Annotated in this window: 20 protein-coding genes; 9 read left to right on the forward strand and 11 right to left on the reverse strand. The window is 73.4% G+C overall.

Annotated features, from left to right (window positions below; all coding sequences use genetic code 11):
* Nucleotides 1–105 precede the first annotated feature (105 nt).
* Nucleotides 106–1,473: an MFS transporter gene (locus ACZ7HT_RS10050; protein WP_471162407.1), complete on the forward strand. Its 1,368-nt coding sequence runs from the start codon at nt 106–108 to the stop codon at nt 1,471–1,473.
* A 45-nt stretch (nt 1,474–1,518) separates the two neighbouring features.
* On the opposite strand, the gene ACZ7HT_RS10055 is transcribed toward ACZ7HT_RS10050, so the two are convergent.
* The 6 genes from ACZ7HT_RS10055 to ACZ7HT_RS10080 form a co-directional block, all read right to left on the reverse strand.
* The gene (locus ACZ7HT_RS10055) at nt 1,519–3,414 is read right to left on the reverse strand and encodes a helix-turn-helix domain-containing protein (protein WP_471162410.1); all 1,896 of its coding nucleotides are present in this window, start codon (nt 3,412–3,414) and stop codon (nt 1,519–1,521) included.
* A gap of 68 nt (nt 3,415–3,482) precedes the next feature.
* Nucleotides 3,483–4,334 (reverse strand): 3-hydroxybutyrate dehydrogenase, encoded by an 852-nt coding sequence (locus ACZ7HT_RS10060; protein WP_471162413.1) that lies wholly within the window; start codon nt 4,332–4,334, stop codon nt 3,483–3,485.
* A 55-nt stretch (nt 4,335–4,389) separates the two neighbouring features.
* A complete protein-coding gene (locus tag ACZ7HT_RS10065) occupies nt 4,390–4,872 on the reverse strand; it encodes an NUDIX hydrolase (protein ID WP_471162415.1) in 483 nt (160 codons plus the stop codon).
* Nucleotides 4,873–4,915: 43 nt separating this feature from the next.
* Nucleotides 4,916–6,514: an apolipoprotein N-acyltransferase gene (lnt, locus tag ACZ7HT_RS10070; protein WP_471162418.1), complete on the reverse strand. Its 1,599-nt coding sequence runs from the start codon at nt 6,512–6,514 to the stop codon at nt 4,916–4,918.
* Nucleotides 6,515–6,578: 64 nt separating this feature from the next.
* The gene (locus ACZ7HT_RS10075) at nt 6,579–7,133 is read right to left on the reverse strand and encodes a hypothetical protein (protein WP_471162420.1); all 555 of its coding nucleotides are present in this window, start codon (nt 7,131–7,133) and stop codon (nt 6,579–6,581) included.
* 61 nt (nt 7,134–7,194) lie between these two features.
* Nucleotides 7,195–7,989: a glutamate racemase gene (locus ACZ7HT_RS10080; protein WP_471162423.1), complete on the reverse strand. Its 795-nt coding sequence runs from the start codon at nt 7,987–7,989 to the stop codon at nt 7,195–7,197.
* 58 nt (nt 7,990–8,047) lie between these two features.
* Here ACZ7HT_RS10080 and ACZ7HT_RS10085 point away from each other — a divergent pair, with 58 nt between their 5' ends.
* The gene (locus tag ACZ7HT_RS10085) at nt 8,048–9,223 is read left to right on the forward strand and encodes a glycosyltransferase (RefSeq protein ID WP_471162425.1); all 1,176 of its coding nucleotides are present in this window, start codon (nt 8,048–8,050) and stop codon (nt 9,221–9,223) included.
* Between the two features lie 21 nt (nt 9,224–9,244).
* Here ACZ7HT_RS10085 and ACZ7HT_RS10090 read toward each other — a convergent pair whose 3' ends face one another.
* Nucleotides 9,245–10,687 (reverse strand): amino acid permease, encoded by a 1,443-nt coding sequence (locus ACZ7HT_RS10090; RefSeq protein WP_471162428.1) that lies wholly within the window; start codon nt 10,685–10,687, stop codon nt 9,245–9,247.
* A 145-nt stretch (nt 10,688–10,832) separates the two neighbouring features.
* Here ACZ7HT_RS10090 and ACZ7HT_RS10095 point away from each other — a divergent pair, with 145 nt between their 5' ends.
* The gene (locus tag ACZ7HT_RS10095) at nt 10,833–11,669 is read left to right on the forward strand and encodes an IclR family transcriptional regulator (RefSeq protein ID WP_471162431.1); all 837 of its coding nucleotides are present in this window, start codon (nt 10,833–10,835) and stop codon (nt 11,667–11,669) included.
* 22 nt (nt 11,670–11,691) lie between these two features.
* Here the strand turns inward: ACZ7HT_RS10095 and hutC are convergent, their stop codons facing one another.
* The gene (gene hutC / locus ACZ7HT_RS10100; protein WP_471162434.1) at nt 11,692–12,468 is read right to left on the reverse strand and encodes a histidine utilization repressor; all 777 of its coding nucleotides are present in this window, start codon (nt 12,466–12,468) and stop codon (nt 11,692–11,694) included.
* A gap of 185 nt (nt 12,469–12,653) precedes the next feature.
* On the opposite strand from hutC, the gene hutU reads away from it, so the two are divergent.
* Entirely contained in the window at nt 12,654–14,339 is a 1,686-nt protein-coding gene (gene hutU, locus ACZ7HT_RS10105) for a urocanate hydratase (RefSeq protein ID WP_471162436.1), read from the forward strand.
* Complete coding sequence (gene hutG / locus ACZ7HT_RS10110; protein ID WP_471162439.1) at nt 14,336–15,316, forward strand: formimidoylglutamase; 981 nt, start codon at nt 14,336–14,338, stop codon at nt 15,314–15,316. Before hutU ends, hutG begins: the two co-directional genes overlap by 4 nt.
* A gap of 85 nt (nt 15,317–15,401) precedes the next feature.
* Here the strand turns inward: hutG and ACZ7HT_RS10115 are convergent, their stop codons facing one another.
* From ACZ7HT_RS10115 to hutH, 3 genes are all read right to left on the reverse strand, one after another.
* The gene (locus ACZ7HT_RS10115; protein WP_471162442.1) at nt 15,402–15,971 is read right to left on the reverse strand and encodes a HutD/Ves family protein; all 570 of its coding nucleotides are present in this window, start codon (nt 15,969–15,971) and stop codon (nt 15,402–15,404) included.
* Between the two features lie 99 nt (nt 15,972–16,070).
* Nucleotides 16,071–18,788: an aminotransferase class I/II-fold pyridoxal phosphate-dependent enzyme gene (locus tag ACZ7HT_RS10120; RefSeq protein WP_471162444.1), complete on the reverse strand. Its 2,718-nt coding sequence runs from the start codon at nt 18,786–18,788 to the stop codon at nt 16,071–16,073.
* Nucleotides 18,789–18,926: 138 nt separating this feature from the next.
* Entirely contained in the window at nt 18,927–20,462 is a 1,536-nt protein-coding gene (gene hutH / locus ACZ7HT_RS10125) for a histidine ammonia-lyase (RefSeq protein ID WP_471162447.1), read from the reverse strand.
* Between the two features lie 128 nt (nt 20,463–20,590).
* Here hutH and ACZ7HT_RS10130 point away from each other — a divergent pair, with 128 nt between their 5' ends.
* From ACZ7HT_RS10130 to ACZ7HT_RS10145, 4 genes are all read left to right on the forward strand, one after another.
* Nucleotides 20,591–21,361: an IclR family transcriptional regulator gene (locus tag ACZ7HT_RS10130; protein WP_471162449.1), complete on the forward strand. Its 771-nt coding sequence runs from the start codon at nt 20,591–20,593 to the stop codon at nt 21,359–21,361.
* Between the two features lie 209 nt (nt 21,362–21,570).
* Nucleotides 21,571–22,092 carry a DUF6643 family protein gene (locus ACZ7HT_RS10135; RefSeq protein ID WP_471162452.1) on the forward strand — a complete coding sequence of 174 codons (522 nt, stop codon included), beginning with the start codon at nt 21,571–21,573 and terminating at the stop codon, nt 22,090–22,092.
* Nucleotides 22,093–22,146: 54 nt separating this feature from the next.
* Complete coding sequence (locus tag ACZ7HT_RS10140) at nt 22,147–22,971, forward strand: MOSC domain-containing protein (RefSeq protein WP_471162455.1); 825 nt, start codon at nt 22,147–22,149, stop codon at nt 22,969–22,971.
* 117 nt (nt 22,972–23,088) lie between these two features.
* The gene (locus tag ACZ7HT_RS10145; protein ID WP_471162458.1) at nt 23,089–23,697 is read left to right on the forward strand and encodes an Rv1733c family protein; all 609 of its coding nucleotides are present in this window, start codon (nt 23,089–23,091) and stop codon (nt 23,695–23,697) included.
* Nucleotides 23,698–23,846: the final 149 nt, after the last annotated feature.

Here is a 23,846-nt window from a genome sequence, read left to right on the forward strand (position 1 = left end):
CGGGCGTGCCGAACTATGGTGTCCCACCACATACGCCCCTGACCTGCCGCTTCCTACGGTGTGGCGACACCGAAACGTCCCCGCACATGCCTGGAAGTGGTGCACATGGCCGCCGCAACAACCGCTCCCACACCCCCCGGTTCCCTCAAGCGCATCGTCGCCGCCAGCCTCATCGGCACGACGATCGAGTGGTACGACTTCTTCCTGTACGGGTCGGCCGCCGCGCTCGTGTTCAACAAGCTGTTCTTCCCCGATTCCGATCCGCTGGTCGGGACGCTGCTCTCGTTCCTGACGTACGCGGTCGGGTTCGCCGCGCGGCCGCTCGGCGCGCTCGTCTTCGGGCACTACGGGGACCGGATCGGGCGGAAGAAGCTGCTGGTCCTGAGCCTGCTCATGATGGGTGGGGCGACCTTCGCCATCGGGCTGCTCCCGACGCACGCGACCGTGGGCTCCGCCGCCCCGGTGCTGCTTACGACGCTGCGGCTCGTGCAGGGCTTCGCGCTCGGCGGCGAATGGGGCGGCGCCGTCCTGCTCGTCTCCGAGCACGGCGACGCGAAGCGGCGCGGCTTCTGGGCCTCGTGGCCGCAGACCGGGGCGCCGGCCGGACAACTCCTGGCGACCGGTGTGCTGTCCGCGCTGACCGCGCTGCTCTCCGACGCCGCCTTCGCCTCCTGGGGCTGGCGCGTGCCCTTCCTGCTCTCCGGCGTCCTGGTGGCCGTCGGCCTGTGGATCCGGCTCTCGGTCGACGAGTCGCCCGTCTTCAAGGCGGCGCTCGCGGCCGCCGAGGAGCGCAAGGCGGCCGCGGGGCAGGTCGAGAAGATGCCGCTGGTCGCCGTACTCAGGCACCACTGGCGTGACGTGCTCATCGCGATGGGCGCCCGTATGGCGGAGAACATCTCGTACTACGTCATCACCGCGTTCATCCTGGTGTACGCGACCACCCAGGTCGGCCTGAGCAAGCAGACCGCCCTGAACGCCGTCCTCATCGGCTCCGCCGTCCACTTCGCCGTCATCCCCGCCTGGGGCGCGCTCTCCGACCGGATCGGCCGCCGCCCGGTCTATCTGATCGGCGCGGTCGGCGTCGGCGCCTGGATGTTCCCGTTCTTCCTCCTGATCGACCACGGCGGCTTCGGCTCGCTGCTGCTCGCCGTCACGGTCGGTCTGGTCCTGCACGGAGCGATGTACGCACCGCAGGCGGCCTTCTTCTCCGAGATGTTCGCGACCCGGATGCGCTACTCCGGCGCCTCCATCGGCGCCCAGTTCTCCTCCGTCGCCGCCGGGGCCCCCGCGCCGCTCATCGCGACCGCGCTCCTCGCCGACTACGACAGCTCGACGCCGATCGCCCTGTACGTGATCGCCGCCGCGCTGCTCACCGTCGTCGCGATCGCCTGCGCCCGCGAGACCCGCGACCGCGACCTCGGCGAGATCCGGGAGCGGAGCGCCGAGAGCGCGAGGGTCGGCGCCGACGCCTGATCCGCGAGACGAGCCGGGCCCCGCACACAGGCGGGGCCCGGTTCGTCATGTCCCCGTGACCGCCTCCGACAGGGCGTGCAGGCGCAGGGCCAGCTGGATCTCCAGTGCGCGGGCGGGGGACTGCCAGTCGGGGCCCAGGAGCCGGCCGACACGCTCCAGGCGCTGGGCCACCGTGTTGACGTGGACGTGGAGTTCGTCCTTGGTACGGGCCGGGCTCATGCCGCTGGCGAAGTAGGCGTCCAGAGTGTGGACCAGCTCGGTGCCGCGCCGCCGGTCGTACGCGACGACCTGCCCGATCGTCCGGCCCACGAAGCCGTCGATGTCCCGGCCGTCGGCGAGGAGGAGGCCGAGGAAGCCGAGGTCCTCGGCGGCCGCGCCCTGGCCCGAGCGGTGCAGCAGGACTAGCGCGTCCAGGCAGCGGCGGGCCTCCTGGTACGCGACGGCGACCTGGTCCGGGCGGTCGAGGAGGGTCCGTACGGGCGCGGAGGCGCCGACGGTGACGGGCTCGCGCAGGGTGCCGCCGAGGCTCCGGGCGGTCTGGCGGGCGAGGTCGGCGGCGTTCTCCCCCGGACCGAGCGGCAGCAGCAGGACCGTCCCGCCGTCTCGGGCGGAGGCAAGCCCGTGCCGGGTGGCGGCCAGGTGCGAGGCGGCCGACCACAGGCGCTGGCGGTCGGCGCTCTCGCGGCCTCCGGCGTCGGGGTCGGCGGCTGCGTCGGCGGCCCGGTCGATGCGGGCGGCGAGCACGACGTGCGGGGCCTCGCTGTCGGTGCGGAGGCGGGCGGCGCGCTCGCGCAGCAGCCGGCGGTCCCGGTCGGGGGCGTCGAGGAGGTCGTCGAGGAGCTCGCCGCGCACCCGCTGTTCGGCCTCGCCGGCCGAGCGGCGGGCGAGCAGCAGCAGGGAGGTGACGAGGGCGGCGCGCTCCAGGGTGCGCTGGTCGACGGGGTCGAGGTCGGGCTGGCCGTGGAGCACGAGCGCGCCCAGGGTCTCGCCCCCGGCGGACACGGCGGCCACCCAGTCGTCGCCCTCGCGGACCGCGTGGCCGCCGGTGCGGCGGGCCGCGCCCGCGCCGGTCTCGGTGAACTCGACGGTGCCGCCGAGGACCTCGGAGACGGCGTCGGCGACGTCGTGGACGCCGCCGCCGTGCAGGACGAGTTCGGAGAGCCGGTCGTGGACCTCGGAGGCCCGCTCGATGACCGCGCTGTGCTCGCGGATGATGTCGTTGGCCCGTTCCAGCTCGGCGAGGGCCGAGCGGGTCTCGGCGAGCAGGTTGGCGGTGTCGATGGCGACGGCGGCGTGCGCGGCGAAGGAGGCGAGCAGCGCCACCTGTTCCCGCTCGAAGACCCTGGCCCTGCGGTCGGCGGCGAACAGCACGCCGATGACCTGGCTGCCGAGGCTGAGCGGCACGCCCAGGATGGCGACGAGGCCCTCGTCCCGTACGGCCGCGTCGATGGTCCGCGTGTGCTGGAAGCGCGGGTCCTCGAAGTAGTCGTCGGTGACGTACGGGCGGGCGGTCTGGGCGACCAGGCCGCCGAGCCCCTCGCCCATGCCGAGGCGCACCTGCTGGAAGCGGGCGGAGACCGAGCCCTCGGTGACCCGCATGTAGGTGTCGCCGGCGGTCGGGTCGTTGAGGCTGAGGTAGGCGACCTCGGTGCCGAGGAGCGAGCGGGCGCGCTGCACGATGGCGCGCAGCACCGCGTCGAGGTCGCGGAGTCCCGCGAGGTCGTGGGCGGTGGCGAAGAGCGCGGAGAGCTCCGCCTCGCGGCGCCGCCGCCCCTCCAGCTCGGCCCGGACCCGCAGCGCGAGCTGCTTGGCCTCTTCGAGCTCCGCGAGCGCCTCGGGGCCCGCGCCGCTCGCCCGGGCGAGCAGTACGGGCCGGTCGTAGGCCTCCGTCCCCGCCCCCCGGGCGAGGAGTTCCAGGTAGGAGACGTGTTCGTGGGACATGGACACAGGGATACCTGCCGGACGTGTGGTCGCACCACCCCTGTGGACGGGGTTCACAGGGGACCGTCTCAGTGGGCGGTCCAGCCGCCGTCGAGGGTGAGGGAGGTGCCGGTCATGAACGAGGCCTGGGGGCTGCAGAGGTAGAGGACGGCCTCGGCGACCTCCTCGGGTTCGATGAGCCGCTTGAGCGCCGAGTCCTTGAGGAGGATCTCGGCGAGGACGCGCTCCTCGGGGATGCCGTGGGCGGCGGCCTGGTCGGCGATCTGCTTCTCGACGAGCGGGGTGCGCACGTAGCCGGGGTTGACGCAGTTGGAGGTGACGCCGTGCGGGGCGCCTTCGAGGGCGGCGGTCTTGGAGAGGCCCTCCAGACCGTGTTTGGCGGCCACATAGGCGGACTTGAAGGCGGAGGCGCGCAGCCCGTGGACGGAGGACAGGTTCACGATCCGCCCCCAGCCCTGGCCGTACATGTGGGGCAGGGCGCCGCGGATGAGCCGGAAGGGCGCCTCCAGCATCACGGTGAGGACGGTGTGGAAGACGTCCGGCGGGAACTCCTCGATGGGGCGGACCAGCTGGATCCCGGCGTTGTTGACGAGGATGTCGGTGCCGGCGGCGGCCGCCTCCGCGGTGTCCAGGTCGGTGAGGTCGAGGAGCCGGGCGTCGAGGCCGCCGGGCAGGCCGCGGGCCTCCTCCGCGAGGGTCTCCAGGCCCTCGGCGGCCCGGTCGACGGCTCTGACCCGGGCCCCGGCGGCGGCGAGCCGCAGCGCGCAGGCGCGCCCGATGCCGCCGGCCGCGCCGGTGACGAGCGCGGTGCGGCCGGTGAGGTCGAGGGCGAGGCCCGCGGCGCGGGGCAGGGGCGAGGCGGGGTCGGCACCGGGCTCGGTGCCGTGGGCGGTGCCTGGTTCCGTGATGGGGGCGCTCATGTTCCGCACCCTATGAACGGGCCCCTCCCCCACCGATGTGCGCCGGGCCCATAGTTCAGCTGGTTGCTGTGGTGCGGAACCATGTGGGTTCGTCGGCGAGCGCCTTCTCGATCCGCAGGTAGGAGAAGCGCTTCATCTCCGGGAGCGCGTCCACGTCGAACCAGCCGACCTCGGTCGACTCCTCGTCGTTGACCCGCGCCTCGCCGCCGACCGCCCGGCAGCGGAAGGCGACGTCCATGTACTGGCAGATGTCGCCGTTGGCGTAGACGACGGGCTTGCGGAGTGTCTCCACGAGGATGATCCGCTCGGGCACGCAGTGCACCGCGGTCTCCTCGAACACCTCGCGGGCCACGGCGTCGGCGGGCTGCTCGCCCGGATCGACGATGCCGCCCACGAGCGCCCAGCGGCCGTTGTCGGCGCGCTTGCCGAGCAGGACCCGGCCCCGGTCGTCGAAGACGACGGCGCTGACGCCCGGCAGGAACAGCAGCTGGTGACCGGCCGTCTCGCGCAGTTCACGGATGAAGTCAGGAGTGCCCATGCCCCGACCCTAGATCATCTACGGGCCGGGGCCGGGCGGCGCGTCAGGCCGCCGGGGTCCGGCGGGCGCGCACCGCGCGGGCACCGGCCCAGCCGAGACCCGCCACGGCGAGGGCGGCGAGCAGGGCCTCGGGCAGGGTGCCCAGGCGGGTCGCGGGGGTCTGCGAGGACCGCAGCGGCACCTTCTCGACGAGGACGTCCGGGGTGAACATCTTCGTCTGCGCGACGATCTCGCCGTCGGGGCGGATGATCGCGCTGACGCCGCTGGTGACGGGCACGACGACCGAGCGGCTGTGCTCGACCGCGCGCACCCGGCTCATCGCCAGCTGCTGGTAGGTCATCTCGGTGCGGCCGAAGGTGGCGTTGTTGCTGGGGACGGAGATCAGCTGGGCGCCGTGGGTGACGGTGTCGCGCACGGCCCAGTCGAAGGCCGCCTCGTAGCAGGTCGCGAGGCCCACCTTCGTACCGGCGAGGTCGAAGACGCCGACCTTCGTGCCGGGGCCGAAGTCCCGGCTCACGCGGTCGACGTTGCTGTTGAAGATCCGTACGAAGGACCGCATCGGGATGTACTCGCCGAAGGGCTGGACGTGCCGCTTGTCGTACGTGGCGACGGGGCCGCGCTCGGGGTCCCACTGGATGAGGGTGTTGCGGAGCTTGCCGGTCTCGGGGGCGATGACGGCGCCGACCACGGTGGGCACGCCGATCGCCTTGACGGCGCCGTCGATGACGTCGGCCGCGTCGGGGTTGGCGTACGGGTCGATGTCGGAGGAGTTCTCCGGCCAGAGCACGAAGTCGGGCTGCGGCTCGCGGCCCTCCTTGACGGCCTGGGCGAGCTCGCGGGTGCGGGCCACGTGGTTGTCGAGGACGGCCCGGCGCTGGGCGTTGAAGTCGAAGCCCATGCGGGGCACGTTGCCCTGCACGGCCGCGACGGTGGCGGTGCCGTCCTCGGCGGAGTCGTCGACGAGGGGCAGCGCGGCGAGGGCGCCGGTGACCGGGACGAGGACCGCGAGCGCGGCGGCGGCGAGCGGGCCGCGCGGGACGGTGCCGGTGGCCCGGTACGCGCGGAACCGCCGGTACGCCTCGTACAGGCCGAAGCCGCACAGGGCGACGGCGAAGCCGAGCACCGGGGTGCCGCCGACGGCGGCGAGCGGCAGGAAGAGCCCGTCCGCCTGCCCGAAGGCCACCTTGCCCCAGGGGAAGCCGCCGAAGGGCACGCGCGCGCGTGCCCCCTCCGCGAGGATCCACACCCCGGCGGCGAAGAACGGCCACCAGGGGAGCCGGGAGACGGCCGCGATGCCGAGGCCCGCGGCGGCGACGAAGAGCGCCTCGACGGCGGCGAGCGCGAGCCACGGACCGGCGCCGACCTCCTCACCGGTCCACACCAGGAGCGGGAGCAGGAAGCCGAGCCCTGCGAGGTAGCCGAGGCCGAACCCGGCGCGGAGCCGGCGGCCCCGCAGGGTCCAGCCGAGCAGCGCGAAGGCGGGCAGCGCGAGCCACCACAGGGGGCGCGGGGGGAAGCTCAGGAAGAGCAGGAACCCGGACAGCAGAGCCGCCCCGGGCCGCACGAACCGCCGCAGCCGGGAGCCCGGCGTGGGTGCGGTGTCGGGACCGGGCGCGTCGACGGGGGTGATGGTGGCGCTCACCTGGTGGAGTCTACGGGGCGTTCCTGTCCGCCAGGAGGACGGTCCGGGTCAGTCCCGGGCCCGCTCACACCCCGGTCGCGGCGGGCGGCGCCGGCGGGGCCGGGTGGCGCAGGCGGGCGCGGATGGCGCGGACCGCGGACTCGGCGTCGTCGACGGTCACCGTGAAGGTGAGGCCGTCGCCGAGGCGCAGGACCAGGGCCTCGCCCCGCCGGACGATGACGGCGGTGCCCTTCTCGGGCCGCCAGCGGTAGCCCCAGCCGCCCCACTGGCGCGGGGTGACGCTCGGCGCGAAGTCGGCGCCGACGACCTGGGCGAGCGGGATACGGCGGCGCGGCACGCCGATGTGGCCGCAGCGGACCTCCATGGCGCGGTCGTCGACCTTCACGGCGACGTGGACGAAGGCGAGGGTCCCGAAGAGGACGAGCAGTCCGGCGGCGACGCAGCCGATCACCGCCATGAGGAGGGCGGCGATGCCGGAGGTCCAGGGGGACTCGACGGCGAGGGTGATGCCCAGGGCCATGCAGGCCGCCCCGGCGGCGGCCGCGACCCACTGGAAGCGGTTGGTCGCGCGACCGGTCCAGACGGCGGGTGACGGCTCGTTCCGGGAAAGCTCCCTCATGAGGGGAGAGTACCCAGGATCGGCGCGGACAGCGCGCCGGAGCGCGGTGGTCCGGTGACGCTCAGTGCGCGGCGGCCGTGGCCGCGAGGGTGCGGCCCTCCGCGTAGGCGAGGGCCGGAGCGGGGAGCTGTCCCGGCCGTCCGCTGAGGAGGACGGAGAGGGTGCCGGTGGGGTCCGCGTCGGGCGCGGGCTCGGCGCCGATCCGGCGCAGGGCCTGGGCGGCGACGGCGTCGGCGGAGCCGTGGAAGACGATCGGCGGCAGCCCGGGCCGGCGGCGGGCCTCCAGGGCGGCGAGGATCCGGTCCTCGACGAGTTCGTAGTGGGTGCAGCCGAGGACGACGGCGCGGACGTCCGTCGGGGTGAGCGCGGCGGCAGCGGCGACGGCGGCGTCCACGGCGTCCCGGTCGGCGTGCTCGACGGCGTCGGCGAGTCCCGGGCAGGGCACCTCGGTGACCTCGGCGCCGTCGGCGAAGTCGCGGATGAGTCCGCGCTGGTAGGCGCTGCCGGTGGTGGCGGGGGTGGCCCAGATGGCGACCTTGCCGCCGGCCGCGGCGGCGGGCTTGATCGCGGGGACGGTGCCGATGACGGGGATGCCCGGTTCGAGGGCGGCGCGCAGGGCGGGCAGGGCGTGCACGGTGGCGGTGTTGCAGGCCACGATGAGCGCCTGGGGGCGGTGCGCGGCGGCGGCGAGGGCGACGTCGAGGGCGCGCCCCGTCAGGTCCTCGGGGGTACGGGGTCCCCAGGGCATGCCGTCGGGGTCGTTGGAGAGCAGGAGATCCGCGTCCGGCCGGAGCCGCCGCACCGCGGCCGCCGCCGGGAGGAGGCCGATTCCGGAGTCCATGAGCGCGATCTTCACCCGGTCACCCTAGCCGATGAGCCGTTCCTCCCCGGCGATCTGGGGCAGACTGCCGCGAATGAGCACCCTTGCCTGGTTCTCGATCGCGTCCCTGGCCGCCTGGCTCTGGCTGCTGCTCGGCCAGGGCTTCTTCTGGCGCACGGACCAGCGGCTGCCGCCGGAGCGGCCGGTGGGTGAGCGGTGGCCTCGGGTGGCCGTGGTGGTGCCCGCGCGGGACGAGGCGGAGGTCCTGCCGCTGAGCCTGCCCTCGCTGCTCGCGCAGGACTATCCGGGGGTCGCGGAGGTCTTCCTCGTCGACGACGGCAGTACGGACGGCACGGGGAGGCTGGCCGCCGAGCTGGCCGCCCGGGACGGCGGGCTGCCGCTGACGGTCGTGTCGCCGGGGGAGCCGGAGCCGGGCTGGACGGGGAAGCTGTGGGCGCTGCGGCACGGGATGGCGCTGGCACGCGCGCGGGGACCTGAGTTCCTGCTCCTCACGGACGCGGACATCGCGCACGAGCCGGACAGTCTGCGGCTGCTCGTGGCGGCCGCCGTCGGGAACGATCTGGACCTGGTGTCGCAGATGGCCCGGCTGCGGGTGGCGAGCTTCTGGGAGCGCCTCGTCGTTCCGGCGTTCGTCTACTTCTTCGCGCAGCTGTATCCGTTCCGCTGGATCAACCGGGCGCGGCCGCTCGCGACCGCGGCGGCGGGCGGCTGCGTGCTGCTGCGGACGCGGACGGCGGTGGCGGCGGACGTGCCGGAGGCGATCCGGCAGGCCGTGATCGACGACGTGTCGCTCGCGCGGGCCGTACGCCGGGCCGGGGGCCGGATCTGGCTCGGGCTCGCCGAACGGGTCGACAGCGTCCGCCCGTATCCGGGCCTCGGCGAGCTGTGGCGGATGGTGGCGCGGAGCGCGTACGCCCAGCTGCGGCACAGTCCGCTGCTGCTCGTGGGGACGGTCGCGGGGCTCGCGCTCGTCTATCTGGTGCCGCCGGTGGCCCTGGTGGCCGGCGCGTGGGGCGGGGACGCGCCGGCGGCGTGGGCCGGGGGTGCCGCGTGGGCGGTGATGGCGGGGACGTACGTGCCGATGCTCCGCTACTACCGGCAGCCGCTGTGGCTCGCTCCCCTGCTGCCGTTCACCGCGTTCCTCTACCTCCTGATGACGGTGGACTCGGCGGTGCGGCACTACCGGGGCCGGGGTGCGGCGTGGAAGGGCCGGACGTACGCCCGCCCGGAGGCGGCACCCGACCGCTGAACACCCCGGCCCTCCGTCGGCTCAGCCGGCCATCCCGGCGGGCTCCTCCGCGGCCGTCGTCGCGGTCGCGGGGGTGCCGTCCGGGGCGGCACCGGTCGCGGGCCGCTGCTGCCGTCGGCGGGCGGTGAGGAGGTAGACGACCGTGAGGAGGGCGAGCCAGACCACGCCGACGACGAGCGCCACGCGCGTGCTCTCGTGGAGGGCGAGCAGGACCATCACCGCGGTCATGAAGAGGAGGGTGACGATCTGGCCGTAGGGCCAGAACGGGGCCGGGAACTTCAGGGACGCGGCCTCCCCGGCGGACATCGAGCGGCGGGCCTTCAGCTGGGTGAGCAGGATCATCATCCAGACGAAGACCGTGGCGAACGTGGCGATGGAGGAGATGATCAGGAAGATCTTGCCGGGGATGAGGGCGTTCATGAGGACGGCGAGGAGAAGGGCGCCGATCATGACGAGGGTGGTCACCCAGGGCACGCCGTTGCGGGAGAGGCGACGCATGGCGGAGGGGCCGTGCCCGCGCTCGGCGAGGCCGTACATCGTGCGGCCCGCGGCGAAGATGTCGCTGTTGATGGCGGACAGCGCGGCGGTGAGGACGACGACGTTGAGGACGGCGGCCGCGGACTTGAGGCCCACTCCGGCGAAGATCTGGACGAAGGGGCTGCCCGAGTCGCTGATCTGGTGCCACGGGGTGATCGACATGATCACGGCGAGGGTCAGGACGTAGAAGAGGATGATGCGCAGCGGGATGGAGTTCACCGCGCCCGGGATGGTCTTCTCCGGGGACTGCGCCTCACCGGCCGTGACGCCGATGATCTCGGTGCCGCCGAAGGCGAACATGACGATGGCGAAGGAGATGACGAAGCCGTCGACGCCGCCCGCGAAGAAGCCGCCGTTGTCCCACAGGTTGGACAGGCCGATGTGGGCGTGGCCGCTGCCGAGGCCGAAGGCGATCACCACGATGCCGACGACGATCATCGCGACGATGGCGACGATCTTCACGAGGGACAGCCAGAACTCCAGCTCGCCGAAGACCTTGACGCTGACGAGGTTGAGCGCGCCGACGATGAGGACGGCGGCCAGGACCCAGATCCAGCGCGGGACTCCGGGGAACCAGAAGCCCATGTAGACGCCGATGGCGGTGACGTCGGCGACGGCCACGATGACCATCTCGAAGGCGTACGTCCAGCCGGTGACGAAGCCGGCGAGCGGGCCGAGGTGCCGGTTCGCGTACTCGCCGAAGGAGCCGGCACAGGGGGAGGCCACGGCCATCTCGCCGAGGGACCGCAGGACGAGGAAGACGGCGGCGCCGCCGATCAGGTAGGCGAGGAGGACCGCGGGGCCGCCCGCCTTGATGGATTCGGACGAGCCGTAGAAGAGCCCGGTGCCGATCGCGGAGCCGAGGGCGATGAAGCGGATGTGCCGTGAGTTGAGCCCGCGGCTCAGGCCGGCGTTTTCGGTACGCAAACGAGTGTCTCCCTCGTGGGGGGGGCGGGGCGTCGGAGGACGTGGCCGGGCGGTGCGCCTCGCGGCACGCCCGTCGTCCGAGCTGCCGACGGCGAATGCCAGCCTGTATATTCCTGTCTATACAGGTGCGTCAAGAGGTGGCCCGATGACTGAACGCAAACCGACACCCGGTCCCGCGTCGAGCGCCTCCCCCGCGGTCGCGCGCGCCCTGGACATGCTCATGTACCTGGCCGCCAGGCCCGGTCTCGTCCAGGCCGCCACACTCGCCCGTGACCTGGGCATTCCGCGCTCGTCCGCGTACCACATCCTCACCGTGCTGACCGACCGCGGCTTCGTCACGTACGTCCCGTCGGAACAGGCGTACGGGCTCGGCGTCTCCTCCTTCGAGGTGGGCTCGGCCTATCTGCGCCACGAACCCCTTGAGCGGCTCGCCCGGCCGATCCTGCGCGCCACGGCAAGCCGCCTCGGCCAGACCGTGCACCTGGGCATCCTGCACGGCGCGGAGACCGTCTACCTGCTCAAGGAGCGCCCTCCGGCCCGCGCGGGGGACATCGACATCGCACTCGTGACGGACGTCGGCGTACGCCTGCCGGCCCATCTGACGGCCAACGGCCGCGCCATCCTCGCCCACACCTCGGAGGCGCAGCTGCGGGCGCTGTTCTCCCGGCCCGGCGACCTGACCACCCGCACCGGCCGCGGGCCGCGCTCCCTGCCGGAACTGACCGTCGAACTGGTCCGGGAACGGGAGCGCGGCTGGTCGCAGGAGGTGGAGCTGGTGTCCCAGGGCTTCTGCTCGATGGGGGTGGCCGCCTTCGACCACAACGAGCGGCCCGTCGCCGCGATCAGCACCACCTGGCGCCGCCACCACGCCCGGCACGACACCGAGGAGGTGCGCCAGGCCCTTGCGCAGGGCGCGGCCCGGCTGACCGCGGCCGTCTCGGGACACGCGCCGACGGGCACGGGGGAGCAGACCGCCGCCTGACCGGCCGGACGCACCGGCCGGATCAGTGCGTGGCGAACGCGCCTTCGAGGCGGTAGCGGGAGCCCGGGTGGAGCAGGCGCGCGATGCTCACGAGCGCGTCCCGGGACCAGGTGCGGCGCACGATCAGCAGGCACGGCTCGGACGGCCCGATGCCGAGGATCTCGCACTCCCCGGGACTCGCCAGGACCGCCTCCACGATGTGCTCGCCCCGGCCCAGCGGCGCGACCTTCGACAGGAACGTGTACGGCGTCTGCAGCGTGAAGTCCTGCTCCAGATAGCCCGGGGCGAAGGCCGGGTTGACGTAGCGGTCCTCCAGCTGGAGCGGCACCCCGTCCTCGTAGTGCACCACGCGCGAGCGGAACACCCGCTGACCGGTGCCGAGACCGAGGTGCGCGCCGGTCCTGTCGTCGGCCTGCTCCTCGCCCAGGGACAGCACACGGGCGGCGTAGCGGTGGCCGCGGTGATGCACCTCGTCGGCGATGTTGTGGACCTCCAGGAGCGCGGAGCTGGCCTTGCGCTGGGCGACGAAGCTGCCGACGCCCATGACGCGCCGGATGACGCCCTCGGCGGCGAGCTCGCGCAGGGCGCGGTTGACGGTCATGCGGGACAGGCCCAGGGCGTCGACGAACTGGCTCTCCGAGGGCAGGGCGTCGTCCTCCTGCCAGTGCCCGTTCCGGATCTGCCGCTGGACGAGCTCCTTGACGCGCTGGTACGCGGGGGCGGAACCGCCCGCGCCCTGCGCGTACCACCGGGCCAGCTCCGCCGGGTCCACGGCCACGCCGCCCACCGTCCTCGCCATCCGCTCCCCCTGCCTCCTGCCTGGGACGAATCCTAGGGGAGCGGTGCCGTCGGCGAACGGGCCGAAGGTCCCCCTCCCGGGGAAGTGTCTCGGATCCGAGAGATGCGGGCGCCGCCGCTGGTCCCTGCTCCGCCACTCGCGTGTCATGACGGTGCACAACGGCTCGATCCCCCTGAGGAGCAACCATGACCAGCCCTTCCCACGAAGCGCCGGGCGTCGTCCGGGCCCCGCGCGGCACCGAACTGAACTGCCTCGGATGGCAGCAGGAGGGCGCCCTGCGGATGCTCATGAACAACCTCGACCCCGAGGTCGCCGAGCACCCCGAGGACCTCGTCGTCTACGGCGGCACCGGGAAGGCCGCCCGCAACCACGAGGCGTACGACGCGATCGTCCGCACCCTCAAGACCCTCAAGGACGACGAGACCCTCCTCGTGCAGTCCGGCAAGCCGGTCGGCGTGATGCGCACGAACGAGTGGGCGCCGCGCGTGCTGCTCGCCAACTCCAACCTGGTGGGCGACTGGGCCAACTGGGAGGAGTTCCGCAAGCTGGAGGCCGAGGGCCTGACCATGTACGGCCAGATGACGGCCGGTTCGTGGATCTACATCGGCAGCCAGGGCATCCTGCAGGGCACGTACGAGACCTTCGGCGCCGTCGCCCGCAAGAAGTTCGGCGGCACCCTGGCCGGCACGATCACCCTCACCGCCGGCATGGGCGGCATGGGCGGCGCCCAGCCGCTGGCCGTGACGATGAACGACGGTGTCGCGCTCTGCGTCGACGTCGACGAGACGCGCATCGACCGCCGCATCGGCACCCGCTACCTCGACGTCAAGGCCGACAGCCTCGACCACGCCCTCGAACTCGCCGTCCAGGCCCGCGACGAGCGCCGCGGCCTGTCCATCGGCGTCGTCGGCAACGCCGCCGAGATCTTCCCCGAGCTCCTGGAGCGGGGCGCCCCGATCGACATCGTCACCGACCAGACCTCCGCCCACGACCCGCTGGCCTACCTGCCTGTCGGCGTCTCGGTCGAGGACTGGCACAAGGAGCGCGAGGCCGACCCGGCCGGCTTCACCGAGCGCGCGCGGAAGTCGATGGCCCTGCACGTCGAGGCCATGGTCGGCTTCCTCGACAAGGGCGCCGAGGTCTTCGACTACGGCAACTCGATCCGCGACGAGGCCCGCAAGGCCGGTTACGACCGGGCCTTCGACTTCCCCGGCTTCGTCCCGGCGCACATCCGCCCGCTGTTCGAGGAGGGCCTCGGCCCGTTCCGCTGGGCCGCGCTGTCCGGCGACCCGAAGGACATCGAGGCCACCGACAAGGCGATCAAGGAGCTGTTCCCGGAGAACGAGCACCTGCACCGCTGGCTGGACATGGCCGGCGAGCGCGTCTCGTTCGAGGGCCTGCCCGCGCGCATCTGCTGGCTCGGCTACGGCGAACGCCACCGCGCCGGCCTCAAGTTCAACGAGATGGTCGCCAGCGGCGAGCTGTCCGCCCCCGTCGCGATCGGCCGTGACCACCTGGACTCCGGTTCGGTGGCCTCCCCGTACCGCGAGACCGAGTCGATGCTCGACGGCTCCGACGCCATCGCCGACTGGCCGCTGCTCAACGCCCTGGTGAACACCTCCTCCGGCGCCTCCTGGGTGTCGATCCACCACGGCGGCGGCGTCGGCATGGGCCGCTCCATCCACGCCGGTCAGGTCTGCATCGCCGACGGCACCGAGCTCGCGGCCCGCAAGCTGGAGCGGGTCCTGACGAACGACCCTGGCATGGGTGTCATCCGGCACGTCGACGCCGGATACGAGTACGCCGCCTCGGTCGCCGAGGAGCGCGGCGTGCGCATCCCGATGACGGAGGCCGGGGACGGCGCGGCGTGAGCACCTTCCAGGAGACCGCTCCCCCGGTCACGGACGTCCCGGCCCGCCCCTGGTCGGGCCGGGACGACGGGCCCGGCGCCGAGCACCTGCGATGGCACAAGGCCGTCGAGGTCGATCCCGAGCTGACGGTCCCCGGCGACGTGGCGTTCGTCGGGTTCGCCAGCGACGAGGGCGTGCGCCGCAACAAGGGGCGGCAGGGCGCCGCGCAGGGCCCCGACGCCCTGCGGCGGGCCCTCGCCTCGATGGCCCTGCCGAAGCCGCTGCGGGCCCTCGACGCCGGTGACGTGAAGGTCACCGGCGACGCGGACGACGCCCTGGAGGCCGGTCAGCGGCGGCTCGGCCGCGCGGTCGCGCACCTCGTCGACGCGGGCCACCGGGTGGTGGTCCTCGGCGGCGGCCACGAGGTCGCGTTCGGCACGTACAGCGGTCTGGAGCGGACCCGGGCCCTCAGGGCCGGCGGGCGGCTCGGGGTGCTGAACCTCGACGCGCACTTCGACCTCCGCGAGGACGCGCGGCCCAGCTCGGGCACGCCGTTCCTGCAGATGGCGCAGAGCGAGCGGCGGCACGGCCGCGACCTCGACTACCGGGTGCTCGGCATCAGTCAGGCCGCCAACACCGAGGCGCTGTTCCGCACCGCGGAGTCGCTCGGGGTGCGGTACCTGGAGGACGGCGAGTGCGGGCTGCTCGACCTGGCGCGGGTGGAGTCCTTCGTCGACGAGTTCCTCGCGAGCTGCGACCTCGTGCACCTGACGATCGACCTGGACGTGCTGCTGGCGGCGGTCGCCCCCGGGGTCAGCGCGCCCGCCGCGTACGGCGTGCCGATGGAGGTCGTCGAGCGGGTCTGCGCACGGGTCGCGCGCAGCGGCAAGCTCGTGGTCGTCGACGTCGCCGAGCTCAACCCGGAGTTCGACGTCGACCAGCGCACGGCGCGGGCCGCCGCGCGTCTGGTGCACCGGACGGTCACCACCTGGGTGTGACGCCCTCCCCCTGAACAGGCCGCCAGGCCGCCCGGCCTACGAGAGCCGCGGCCTGGCGGCCGCGACTTCTCCCGCCCGGATCAGCTCAGCGGACGTCCGTGAGGGTGACGATCACGAGGACCCCGTCGACGGTGACGTCGACGGGGTCCTCGTCGTCCCGGAGCAGGACCGCGTCGAGCCGGGCGAGGCGAACGGACTCCCCGTCGAGCGTCGCGGTGCCGTCGAGGACGATCGCGAGGACGCGGGTCCCGGGAGCGGGGCGCAGTACCGCACCACGGCGCTCGACGGACACGTCGGCCTTCACCTCGGTACGCCGGACCATGACGTTGAAGTCGACGATGGGGCCGTCGAGCAGTCGGCAGTCGGTGGCGGCGTCGCCGGAGAAGGCGAAGGGCGCGCAGGGGGTGTCGACGACGTGCTCCGTGCCGTCGACGGTGAGGGCCATGCCCGGCCCGTCGACGACGGTGATGATCCGGTCGACGCCCTCGAAGCCGGAGAAGGGGCCGCTGCTCGCGACGTCGGCGACGCTGATCCGCCACGCGAAGTCGTCGGTGCCGGCGCCCTGGGGGTGGGCGATGACCTCGGTGGTGATGCCGCCGCCGTTCTTCCACGGTGCGGGAGTCCGGTCGTGCGCACGCAGGATCTGAGGTGCCATGAGGGTGTTCTTCTTTCCAAATCCGGTCGGTCGGGAAAACACGACATCCTCCCCCGCCGCCTGAGGCCGCGGGAGAGGAGGTGCCGTGGGTCGGTCGGGCTAGCGCTCGGCGGTGTGGCGTGTGTCGAGGGCGCTCTCGGTGAAGACGCGGTATCCGGTCGCCGGGTCGTATCCGTGGATCTCGCGGGTGTCGAGGGCCGCCATGTAGGTCAGGACGTCCTTGCTGACGACCTGTCCGGGGACGAGCACGGGGAAGCCGGGCGGGTAGGGGGTGACGAACGTGGCCGAGACGACGGTGCGGCCCCGCGCCATGGCGTCGGTGAGGGCGTCCACCGACAGGTGCTCGCACTGGGTGTCGTCGTAGGCGAGGAAGTACGCGGAGCGCATGTCGCCCTCGGGGGTGCGCGGGCTCGGCCGGAACGCCGGGTGGAACGCGCTGAAGTCGGGCAGGGCCGCCGAACCCGCGTCGAGTCCCGTGGCGGCGCTGTCGTGTGCGGCCCGGTCGTACGGGCTCATCTCGCCGATGCGTTCCTCCAGGTCCTCGGCGATGCGGACGAGGACCTCGATCAGGTAGGCGACGGAGCTGCGGGTGGTGCCGATGTTCGTCATGAACAGCAGCGTGTTGCGGGTCGTCTTGTTGACCTGGATGCCGTGCCGGTCCATCAGGAGGTCGTGCTTGAAGGTGTCTCCGTCGATCCCGGTGCGCCCGATGTGCAGGGTGGCGCGGGTGGGGTCGAGGACGAACTCGTCCTCCTCCCAGGCCCGCTCCATCCGGGCGAGGCCGGTGCGCAGGGGCTGCTCGATGCCGGAGGAGCGGAAGCGCGGCGGGACGAGTTCCGGCGTGGTGAGGATGCGCAGGTAGCGGCTGAGCAGCGGGTGCTGGGCGACCGCGTCGCGGAGCACTCCGGCCTGTTCGAGCTGCTTCTGCACGAGGGCGAAGCCCTCGAAGACGGCCTGCCGGCGGCCGAGGTCCATGGAGGCGAGGATCTGGTAGTTGGGCGACGTCGAGGTGTGCGTCATGTACGCCTCGTGGAACACCTCGGCGACCTTGTGGCGGAAGTCCTGGTCGAAGACGTGGACCATCGAGCCCTGGCGCATCGAGGTGAGCGTCTTGTGCGTGGACTGCGTGGCGTAGACGCGGACGCGGACCTTCTCCGGGTCGGGCATCAGCCGGGTGGTGGCGAGGGTCTCGTCGTCGGGGTCGTCGCCGAGGCTCGCGCGGTGGGCCGCGTAGGCGTCGGCGTACGCGGGGTCGCGGTAGCGGTCGATGAGGGTGCGGGCCGCGGCCATGGCGGTGCGCCGGCGGTAGACGGGGTGGAAGCGGGCGAAGGCGAACCAGGCCTCGTCCCACAGGAACGCCAGGTCCGGCTTGAGGGCCAGGCACTCCTCCATCACGCGCGAGGGGTTGTAGACGATCCCGTCGAAGGTGCAGTTGGTGAGCATGAGGAGCTTGACGCGGTGCAGGACGCCCTCGTGCTTGAGCATCAGCAGCTTCCGCTTGATCTCCTCCACCGGCACGGCGCCGTACATGCCGTACTCGTCGAGGGGATAGGCGTCGAGGTAGACGACGTGGGCGCCGGCGAGGACGAGCCCGTAGTGGTGCGACTTGTGGCAGTTGCGGTCCACGAGCACGATGTCGCCGGGTCGTACGAGCGCCTGCACGACGATCTTGTTGGCGGTGGAGGTGCCGTTGGTGACGAAGTAGGTCTGGCGGGCGCCGAAGGCCTCGGCGGCCAGGTCCTGGGCCTCGCGCAGCGGGCCGGTGGGGGCGAGCAGGGAGTCCAGGCCGCCGGAGGTGGCGGAGGTCTCGGCGAGGAAGATGTTCAGGCCGTAGAAGTCGGCGATCTCCGGGATCCAGGGCGAGTTGAGCACCGAGGCGCCGCGGGAGACGGGCAGGGCGTGGAAGACGCCGGTGGGCTTGCGGCTGTGGGCGCGCAGGGCGGTGAAGAACGGGGCGCGGTGGCGTTCGGTGATGCCGTGCAGGATCGACAGGTGCAGTTCGAGGAGGCCTTCGCGGGCGTGGAAGACGCGGCGGAAGCGGCGGCCGAGGCGGCCCGCGGTGGACTCGACGGCCCGTTCGGACACGAGGTAGAGGTCGAGTTCGGGGCGCAGGGCGAGGAGCCGGTCGCCGAGGGCGCGGATCCGTTCGCCGCTGTCCCCGGGCGCGGCGGCGGTGTCGCCGGCCTCGTCGACGAAGCGGCGGACGACGCTGAGGTCGTGGCGGGAGCGGTCGGTGAACCGGTCGCGGATGACGACGGCCTGGAGGCTGGAGTTGACGAGGGAGGCGATGACCGCGTCCTCGAAGCTGGGGGCGACGACGATCTCGTAGGCGAACGCGTCGTCGGAGCGGCGCAGTCGGCGCAGTTCGGCGCGCAGCGCCTGTTCCTCGGCGGCGTCCAGGTCGCCGACGACGAGGACCTCGAAGTACGGGGCGGAGGGCGCGGGCGGGGTGTGCGCGGGGTCCGTCGTCTCTTCGGGGGCCGTGCCTGGGGTGGCGGCGGTGTGCGGGGCGGTGCCGTGGTGCCGGTGTCCGGCGAGGGCGCGGTACAGCTCGTCGGTGCGCTGGGCGAGTTGCCGGTACTCGCGCTGGTCGTGAAGCCCGCGGAGCTCCTTCAGGGCGGCCGTGCCGGGGAAGGCCCAGCAGTGCTCGACGGGTGCCAGGAGGCGGATGAGTTCCCGGATGCGCGCGGCGGTGTCCGGGCGGCCGTCCGGACCCTGGGCGGCGAGGCGGTGGGTGAGGTCCGCCAGTGAGCTCCAGGCGTCGGCGCGCAGGTGACCGACGCTGTTGTGCACGGTGGCGGTCGGCAGGTCATTCACCGGGGAACGGCTCCTTCTGAGGGCTGCCCGGCCGGCCGCGGACGGGGAAGGCGAGGTGTCGTGGGCCTGGGGTGGCAGCGGCCTGCCGCACCTTCCGGGTCCCGCGGGACCCGGAAGGTGTGAGGGAGCGCGTCCCGGTCAGACCAGGGCGCCGGTCACGGACTCGGCGGCGGCCAGGGCGCGGCCGGAGGCCACGTACTGGACGGCCTCCTCGATCTCGGGGGCGAGCCAGCGGTCGGTGCCGGGGCCCTCGACGGTCTCGCGCAGCCCGTCGCGTACCGCGGCCGTGGCCGGGGCGGGGGTCAGCGGGGCGCGCAGGTCGAGGGCGCGGGCGGCGGTGTAGAGCTCGACGGCGAGGACGCGGCCGAGGCCGTCGATGGCGCGGCGCAGCTTGCGGGCGGCGGCCCAGCCCATGGACACGTGGTCCTCCTGCATGGCGCTGGAGGGGATCGAGTCGACGGAGGCCGGGGTGGCGAGCCGCTTGAGCTCGGAGACGATCGCGGCCTGCGTGTACTGGGCGATCATGTGGCCGGAGTCGACGCCGGGGTCGTCGGCGAGGAAGGCGTTCAGACCGCGGTTGCGGGCCGGGTCGAGGAACCGGTCGGTGCGGCGCTCGGAGATCGAGGCGACGTCGGCGACGGTGATGGCGAGGAAGTCGAGCACGGCGGCGACGGGGGCGCCGTGGAAGTTGCCGTTGCTCTCGACGCGGCCGTCGAGGGTGACGACCGGGTTGTCGACGGCGCTGGCGAGCTCGCGGGAGGCGACGAGCATGGCGTGGCCGAGGGTGTCGCGGGCGGTGCCGTGGACCTGCGGGGTGCAGCGCAGCGAGTAGGCGTCCTGGACGTAGGTGCAGTCCGGGCCCGCGTGGCTGGCGATGATCGCCGAGTCGGCGAGCAGGGAGCGCAGGTTGCCCGCGCTGTCGCCCTGGCCGGGGTGCGGACGCATGGCCTGGAGGTCGGCGGCGAACACGGCGTCGGTGCCGAGCTGGCCCTCGACGCTCATGGCGGCGGCGATGTCGGCGGTGCGCAGCAGGCGGCGCAGGTCGTGGATGGCGAGGACGAGCATGCCGAGCATGCCGTCGGTGCCGTTGATGAGGGCGAGGCCCTCCTTCTCCTCCAGGACGACCGGGGTGATGCCGGCCTCGGCGAGGGCCTCGGCGGCGGGCTTGCGCTCGCCGTCGGCGGTGCGGACGACGCCCTCGCCCATGACGGCGAGCGCGCAGTGCGCGAGGGGGGCCAGGTCGCCGGAGCAGCCGAGCGAGCCGTACTCGTGGACGACCGGGGTGATGCCGGCGTTCAGGAGCGCGGCGTAGGCCTCGGCGGTCTCGGTGCGGACGCCGGTGCGCCCGGTGGCGAGGGTGGACAGGCGCAGCAGCATCAGGGCGCGGACGACCTCGCGCTCGACCTCGGGGCCGGAGCCGGCGGCGTGCGAGCGGACGAGGCTGCGCTGGAGCTGGGTGCGCAGTTCGGTGGGGATGTGGCGGGTGGCCAGGGCGCCGAAGCCGGTGGAGACGCCGTAGTGGGGCTTGGCGTCGTCGGCGAGGGCCTTGACGACCTCGCGACTGCGGGCGATCTCCTGGAGCGCCTCAGGGGCGAGGGCGACCTGGGCCCCGAGACGGGCAACGGACACGACTTCGTCGGCGGAGAGGGCACCGACACCAACAACAACGTTCATGTCCCTATGAAGCCGCAGGCGGGAAGGGGTGCGCGAGGCTTGTGAGGCAGCTCGTGTCTGGGATCCAAGACATCTGATCTGGGATCCCAGACACCGGGTCCACGGCTTCCCTGGTCTACGCTCGCCCCATGAGCATCGTCCCTGCCGCCGCGCAGGTGCTGGCCGTCCTGCGCTATCTGTCCCGTCAGGCCTCGCCCGTCCCCGCGGCCGCCATCAGCCGTGACGTGGGGCTGCCGCGGTCGACGACCTATCACCTGCTCGACACCCTGGCCGCGGACGGCTTCGTGGTGCATCTGCCGGAGGAGCGGCGCTACGGTCTGGGGCTCAGCGCCTTCGAGCTGGCCTCCGGGTACGAGCGCCAGGCACCGTTCCAGCGGCTCGCGCGGGCCCCGCTCGCCTCGCTCGTGGACCGCACCGGGCACAACGCGAACCTCGCCGTCCTGCACGGCCGTGAGGTCATCTACGTCATCGAGGAACGCGCCCCGGGCCGCCCGCCCCTGGTCAGCGAGGTCGGCGTCCGGCTGCCCGCCCATCTGACGGCGAGCGGCCGGGCGGTGCTCGCGCTGCTGCCGCCCGCGCAGGTGCGGGCGATCTTCCCGGACCGGTCGGCGTTCGTGCAGCGGCACGGGGCCGGTCCGGCGACGCTGACGGCGCTGCGCGCGCTGCTCACCCAGGCGCGACGCCGCGGGTTCGCGACGGAGGAGGGCGAGGTGACGCCGGGGCTCTCCTCGATCGCCGCGCCCGTCCTCGACCATCACGCGCATCCGATCGCGGGGGTCGCGGTCACCTTCCCCGACGAGGCCGTCGACGAGGCGGAGCGGCAGCGGATCGCGGGGCATGTGGCGCAGACGGCACGGGAACTGACGCGCCGGGTCGGCGGGGCGACGCCCGCCCCCTGAATCACACGCCCGATTACTTTAGGTAATAGGTCGGCAATCCTGAGTTTCGGAGCGGTCAAGATCATGCCCCGTCCGAGTGGGAAATCCCCTGCCGTTAACACAGAATTTAACGATGTTTTGGCAGGTCAGGCCGTGAAAAACAGCGTAAAACGGATGACCCGAAGATGGGGACTCCCCAACCAGCACATCGTGGGCTTAACTTATGTGCCATGACCTCCCCCCGCTCCACCTATGGAGGCGGTTACCACACCGCGCCGTCCTTCCCGGACACCCCCATCTACGACTCCCTGGTCGCGGAGCGGGGCACGCCTCAGATCGCCCCGATCCGAGTGCCCGCCGCCTACGACACCGGCAGCAGTTACGCCGGAGCCGGCAGCGGTTACCCCGGCGCCGGCAGCGGTTCCTACCTGCCGGCGCTCCCCTCGGCACTGCCCGCCCTGCCGGCGGCGCCCAGCCCGCAGCCCTCCCCCGCGTACGGCGGCGGTTACGGCTACCCGCAGCCGGCGGCGCAGATGGCGCCCGTCCCGCTGCAGCACGCCCCCACGCCGTACATCCCGCAGCAGCCGGTGGCCCCGCGCGGCTACCCGGGCGGCGGGTACCCGCAGCAGCCCCGCCCGGCCGCCGCCGGATACGAGGCGATGCGCCCGGTGGCCCCCCGGCCCGCGCCGGTGCCGACCCCCGCGCCGTACGACGACCCGTACAACCGTCCTTACCAGGGCGGCGGTTACTGACGGGCTCCGCGCCCCGGCCGACGGGAGGGCCGGGGCGGCTGGCAGGATGAGGGCATGCCGACTCCTCTGCTCCGCTCTGTCCACATCCACCCGGTGAAGTCCATGCGCGCGCTGGCCCGCACGGAGGCCGAGGTCCTGCCCTGGGGGCTGGCCGAGGACCGCCGCTGGACCGTCGTCGACGCCGCGAACGAGGTGGTGACCCAGCGCCGTCACCCGCGGATGGCGCTGGCCACCGCGGAGCCGCTGCCGGGCGGCGGGGTCTCCCTGTCCGCTCCGGGCCGTCCGACGCTGGAGGTCGCGGTACCGCGCTCCTCGGCCACCGTCACGGTGGAGATCTTCGGCGACTCCGTGGAGGCGGTCCCGGCCGACCCCGCCGCGGCCGCCTGGCTCTCGGCGTACCTGGAGAGCGACGTACGGCTCGTGCACATGGACGCGCCCGAGCACCGGCGGCCGGTCGACCCCGACTACGCGCTGCCCGGCGAGACCGTGAGCTTCGCGGACGGCTATCCGCTGCTCGTCACCACCACCGCCTCGCTCGACGCCCTCAACTCGCTGATAGCCCAGGGCGACCACCCCGACGAGGGCCCGCTGCCGATGAACCGGTTCCGGCCGAACCTGGTGATCGAGGGCACCGCCCCCTGGGCGGAGGACGACTGGAAGCGGCTCGTCGTCGGAGAGGTCACCTTCCGGGTCGCCCGGCCCTGCGGGCGCTGCGTCCTCACCACGACGAACCAGCTCACCGCCGAGCGGGGCAAGGAGCCGCTGCGGACCCTCGCCCGGCACCGCACGACCGGCAACCGGATCATCTTCGGCCAGAACCTGGTCCCCGAGCACACCGGCACGGTCCGGGTCGGCGACGCGGTGAAGATCCTGGACTGACCGCCGCCCGACTCGTATCACCTTTCTCCGGCACGACAGGCGGGGAACCCGGCCCCGGGGCACACTCGTTGGAGGCATGGTGAACATCGAGGCGGTGTACAACTAGGGGGTCCAGACGTGCGCGCAGCCACCGGACTCTGGCGCTGGCGGCACAATCCCCTGCGCCGGACCACTGATCTCGCCGAGGCGTGGGTCGCCTTCGCGGCGATCGTCCTGCTCTGCCTCCTGGTGCCGCTGACCGGCTGGGCGGCCGGCACCTCGGCGTACGGCTCGCTGTCGCGCGCGGTCCGTGCGCAGCAGGCGCAGCGGCTGCCGACGACCGCCCGGGTGGTGCGGCTCGCGGACGGGCCCGTGAGCGGCCCCAAGTCCGTCGAGACCGCCGGGGAGGAGCGGCTGCGGCGCTCGGTGGTGGCCCGCTGGACCGCACCGGACGGCTCGGCCCGCACGGGCACGGTGGCGACGGCCCGGCAGCATTCCGCGCCCGGCGCCGCCTTCCGGCTGTGGACGGACCGCGAGGGGCACCCGGTGTCCCCTCCGATGCAGGCGGGGACGGCGCGCGCGCACGCGTTCATCGCCGGTCTGACGGCCGCGCTCCTCGCCGGTCTCCTGGTGGAGCTCGTCCGCCGCCTCGCCGTCCGAAGACTGGTGCTGCGGCGGTACGCGCGCCTGGACCGCGCCTGGGCGGCTGCGGGTCCCGACTGGGGCCGCACGGGGACGGGAAGCTGACCCGCCCGCGCCGCGTCCGAGTTCGACCGGTCCACGACCGGGTCCGACCGGTCCGGACCGCCCCGGACCGGCGGTGACGCCCGGCGGGCGGCGGTCAGCCGGCCATGCGCCCGGGGGTCGGCGACCCGTCAACCCGGCGGCGCCGCGCG

Source organism: Streptomyces sp. NPDC037410 (assembly GCF_055602235.1).

What these genes read in the sequence shown, in the direction of transcription:
- ACZ7HT_RS10050 (WP_471162407.1), top strand. Translation starts at nt 106, where the DNA reads ATGGCCGCCGCAACAACCGCTCCCACACCCCCCGGTTCCCTCAAGCGC.
- ACZ7HT_RS10055 (WP_471162410.1), bottom strand. Translation starts at nt 3,414, where the DNA reads ATGTCCCACGAACACGTCTCCTACCTGGAACTCCTCGCCCGGGGGGCG.
- ACZ7HT_RS10060 (WP_471162413.1), bottom strand. Translation starts at nt 4,334, where the DNA reads ATGAGCGCCCCCATCACGGAACCAGGCACCGCCCACGGCACCGAGCCC.
- ACZ7HT_RS10065 (WP_471162415.1), bottom strand. Translation starts at nt 4,872, where the DNA reads ATGGGCACTCCTGACTTCATCCGTGAACTGCGCGAGACGGCCGGTCAC.
- ACZ7HT_RS10075 (WP_471162420.1), bottom strand. Translation starts at nt 7,133, where the DNA reads ATGAGGGAGCTTTCCCGGAACGAGCCGTCACCCGCCGTCTGGACCGGT.
- ACZ7HT_RS10085 (WP_471162425.1), top strand. Translation starts at nt 8,048, where the DNA reads ATGAGCACCCTTGCCTGGTTCTCGATCGCGTCCCTGGCCGCCTGGCTC.
- ACZ7HT_RS10095 (WP_471162431.1), top strand. Translation starts at nt 10,833, where the DNA reads ATGACTGAACGCAAACCGACACCCGGTCCCGCGTCGAGCGCCTCCCCC.
- hutC (WP_471162434.1), bottom strand. Translation starts at nt 12,468, where the DNA reads ATGGCGAGGACGGTGGGCGGCGTGGCCGTGGACCCGGCGGAGCTGGCC.
- hutU (WP_471162436.1), top strand. Translation starts at nt 12,654, where the DNA reads ATGACCAGCCCTTCCCACGAAGCGCCGGGCGTCGTCCGGGCCCCGCGC.
- ACZ7HT_RS10115 (WP_471162442.1), bottom strand. Translation starts at nt 15,971, where the DNA reads ATGGCACCTCAGATCCTGCGTGCGCACGACCGGACTCCCGCACCGTGG.
- hutH (WP_471162447.1), bottom strand. Translation starts at nt 20,462, where the DNA reads ATGAACGTTGTTGTTGGTGTCGGTGCCCTCTCCGCCGACGAAGTCGTG.
- ACZ7HT_RS10130 (WP_471162449.1), top strand. Translation starts at nt 20,591, where the DNA reads ATGAGCATCGTCCCTGCCGCCGCGCAGGTGCTGGCCGTCCTGCGCTAT.
- ACZ7HT_RS10135 (WP_471162452.1), top strand. Translation starts at nt 21,571, where the DNA reads ATGACCTCCCCCCGCTCCACCTATGGAGGCGGTTACCACACCGCGCCG.
- ACZ7HT_RS10140 (WP_471162455.1), top strand. Translation starts at nt 22,147, where the DNA reads ATGCCGACTCCTCTGCTCCGCTCTGTCCACATCCACCCGGTGAAGTCC.